We start from the raw sequence: 2,900 nt of genomic DNA, 5'->3' as shown, positions 1-2,900 counted from the left end.
TTCTTCGTAGTGCCGACCGGGAATAAGCAATGGCGAGAGAGTGCCCGCCGCCTGCTGTCCTATTGGGGAGCACGCGGAGAACCGGTCCGTGTCCGGACCCCTTTGGACCTGTTGCGAACCCCTGCCGTCTGGATGGCGGTCTCCCTGGCCGTCGACCTCGCCTTCTGGGTGTGGGCAGCTACCCTGATCGACCCGCTGGTGGTGACCATCATCTTCCAGCTGATGCTGATCGGGATGGTGTGGCTGGCCGCCCGGATGGGCCGGAAGCTCTCCAACGCAGAACAAACCTCCCCGCATGTCATGGGCAGGATGCACTGGATGCTGATGATCCTCTCCTTCGCGGGCGCCGCCCTCGTCATCTGGTCGGAGACCGGCGCGGTAGCGACCTTGAACTGGACAGGAGTACTCGTGGCATTGGCAGGTACTGCCGCCGCCAGCGGAGGACTCTGGACAACGGTATCCACGGGACGCCTGATGGCCTGGCCCTCCGACGACCCGCACGATCTGGTCTGGAACGCCACTCTCGCGGCAATCGCAGGAAGGCTCGGCGCCCTCCCTCTGACCCTGCTGGGTAGCGCCCTGTTCTTTCCGTCAGGCGACGGCTTCGGACTCGCCTGGACTACCGCCGGCCTCCTAGCACTAGCCGGCGGTTTCGACGCGGCCGGCTCCCTGGCCCACCGGTACTCCCTGTACACCACATCCAGCCTGAGCGTTCAACGCGTCATGTTCCTCTCCCCCGCCCTCCAGATGTTCTGGCTGTGGACCTTCGCCGACGTGTCGATCGCCAATCCCCAGGCCCTACTGATCGGCACCGGGGTTGTTCTACTCGGCAACCTGGGATGGCAAGCCACTCGCCCATCGACACCATGACCATCTAGCGGGACCGCTAGCAGGGAGCTCAGCGCATGTAGCTGGCGCCGTTGATGTCGATGGTGGCGCCGGACAGGTGGCGGCAGTCACCCCTCGACAGGAACACCACGAGCCGAGCGATCTCCACCGGGGGGATCCACTCTCCCATCACAAGCTGGGCGGCAGTGGCCTCCTCGCCGCCGAATTGCTCGGCGGCGTCGATGGACATGTCCGTGCGCACCATTCCCGGAGCGATGATGAATGCGAGCACACCCTGGCGGGCGTATTCGGCGGCCACCGACTTGGTGAGGGCGGTGAGCGCTCCCTTGGAAGCGCTGTAGGCAGCCATGGCGGCTCGACCGGCCCGGTAGGCCAGCCAGCTGGACACGCTGATGACGGTGCCCTCGCCGTTGGCGACGAAGTGACGCACCGCGGAACGGGTGATGCGGGCCGGCTCGATGACGTTCACCTGCCAACTGGCCTGCCAGGTCCGATCCCATTCGTCCTCGGGACCATCCCAATCGACTTCGGTCAGGATGGCGGCGTTGTTGACCAGCACGTCGACCCGGCCCTTCCAACCTACCGCCTGATCCCAGACCGTGTTTCCCGACCCGCGCTCGGCGAAATCGGCCTGCACCAGGAGCTTGCGTTCGGGTGGTAACTCGGCAGTTGCCTCCTCGGCCCCGTGCCGGGTGTTCGCGTAATGGGCCACCACCGAGGCGCCGGCCCGTCCCACTTCCCGGGCGATCTCGAAACCGATGCCCCTCGAGGCGCCGGTCACCAGAATCACCTTGCCCTCGAGGGGCTGTCCCATGCTTCACCTCCCCGGTCGTTCAGGCGACACCTGACCGGACCGAACGATAAGATCCGGGGCCTACTGTATTCGCTGCGGTTACCCTCCCAGTAGCAGGGCAACCTCAGGAGGTCGGAATGAAGATCACCTTCATCGAACCGATCGGGATCGACATCCACGTCCCCCGAGCCGTCTCGGTGCTCGAGAAGCACGCATCGAGCGGCGTCTTTGTGGAGGTGGTTCATCTCGACCTCCCGCCGGAACTGACCGGTCCGATGCTCGCCCCGGTACCGCTGTACATGAACGAACTGATCGCCACCGTTCTCCGGGCCGAGGAGGAGGGTTCCGACGCCGCCATCATCGGGTGTTGTTCGGACCCTGCCCTGATGGAGGCACAGCGGTCGGCGAAGATACCGGTGATCGGTCCTCTTCAGGCCGCCGCGGCGCTGGCGGCCGGACGGGGCCTCAACATCGGCATGCTCTTCCCCGACGAGCACGACTGGAAGACCACCGCCAACTGGGTGCGGCGCAACCTGCGGGCCTACGGACTGTCGGACGCGGTGAGCGACATCGCCTTCGTTCCGATGCACGTAGAAGGCGAGGACAGCCTGATCGGCAACATGGAGGTCACCGCCGAGATCGTCCAGGATCGGTTCCGCCGCCAGCTTCATGAGCACGGGGTACCGGCCGCCCGGGCCATGCTGGAACGGGGGCCCGTGGAAGCCATCCTCTTCGGCTGCACCATATGGGGTGGCATGATCCGGGAGGTGGCCCACCTCATAGACGCGGTGGTCATCGACCCGATGGTGGCGTCGCTCCACCTGGCCGAGGCCCAGGTCCGGATCACCAACCTGACCTGATCGTCGCCGCTGGGCGACCCAACGCTCCCCTTTCAGGGGATCGGCAGCCCAGCGATCATGCCTGCTCGGCCTCATCCGTTCCGGGAGTTCGGAGCGCGACCATAGCCGGCTCTACGTTCTCGGGGTCGGGGACTCCACCGCTACGCGGGCCGATCAGGAACGTGACCAGGGTCTCCAGCTTTGCCAACCGCTCTCCGTGCTGTTTCTGTGTGGCCAGCACAGCATCAAACCGGCCGTTCATCTCGGCGCGAAACCCGTTCAATTCGGCACGGAACCCGTTCAACTCGACGCCTATCTGCTTGATGTCAGCGCGCAGCAGGATCAGGACCACGCCGGCCAGCCCGGCGACCAGCGAGATCAGCAGGTTGGTGATGGCGTCCATGTCCATGAACGTATCA

Annotated in this window: 4 protein-coding genes; 2 read left to right on the top strand and 2 right to left on the bottom strand. The window is 65.4% G+C overall.

Annotated elements, in window-relative coordinates:
• Window positions 1-870, top strand: an 870-nt coding sequence (locus OXK16_11555; GenBank protein ID MDE0376578.1) for a hypothetical protein, incomplete at its 5' end; no start/stop codon positions are given.
• A gap of 28 nt (window positions 871-898) precedes the next feature.
• Here the strand turns inward: OXK16_11555 and OXK16_11550 are convergent.
• Window positions 899-1,663, bottom strand: a complete 765-nt coding sequence (locus OXK16_11550) for an SDR family NAD(P)-dependent oxidoreductase (protein MDE0376577.1) — start codon at window positions 1,661-1,663, stop codon at window positions 899-901.
• A gap of 116 nt (window positions 1,664-1,779) precedes the next feature.
• Here OXK16_11550 and OXK16_11545 point away from each other — a divergent pair, with 116 nt between their 5' ends.
• Window positions 1,780-2,502 carry an aspartate/glutamate racemase family protein gene (locus tag OXK16_11545; protein MDE0376576.1) on the top strand — a complete coding sequence of 241 codons (723 nt, stop codon included), beginning with the start codon at window positions 1,780-1,782 and terminating at the stop codon, window positions 2,500-2,502.
• A 55-nt stretch (window positions 2,503-2,557) separates the two neighbouring features.
• On the opposite strand, the gene OXK16_11540 is transcribed toward OXK16_11545, so the two are convergent.
• Window positions 2,558-2,900: hypothetical protein (locus OXK16_11540; protein ID MDE0376575.1), on the bottom strand; the 343-nt coding region annotated here is incomplete at its 5' end.

The sequence above is a fragment of the bacterium genome (genome assembly GCA_028821235.1).
Taxonomy (GTDB): Bacteria; Actinomycetota; Acidimicrobiia; order Spongiisociales; family Spongiisociaceae; genus Spongiisocius.
This window is presented reverse-complemented; position numbering and strand designations above follow the sequence as displayed.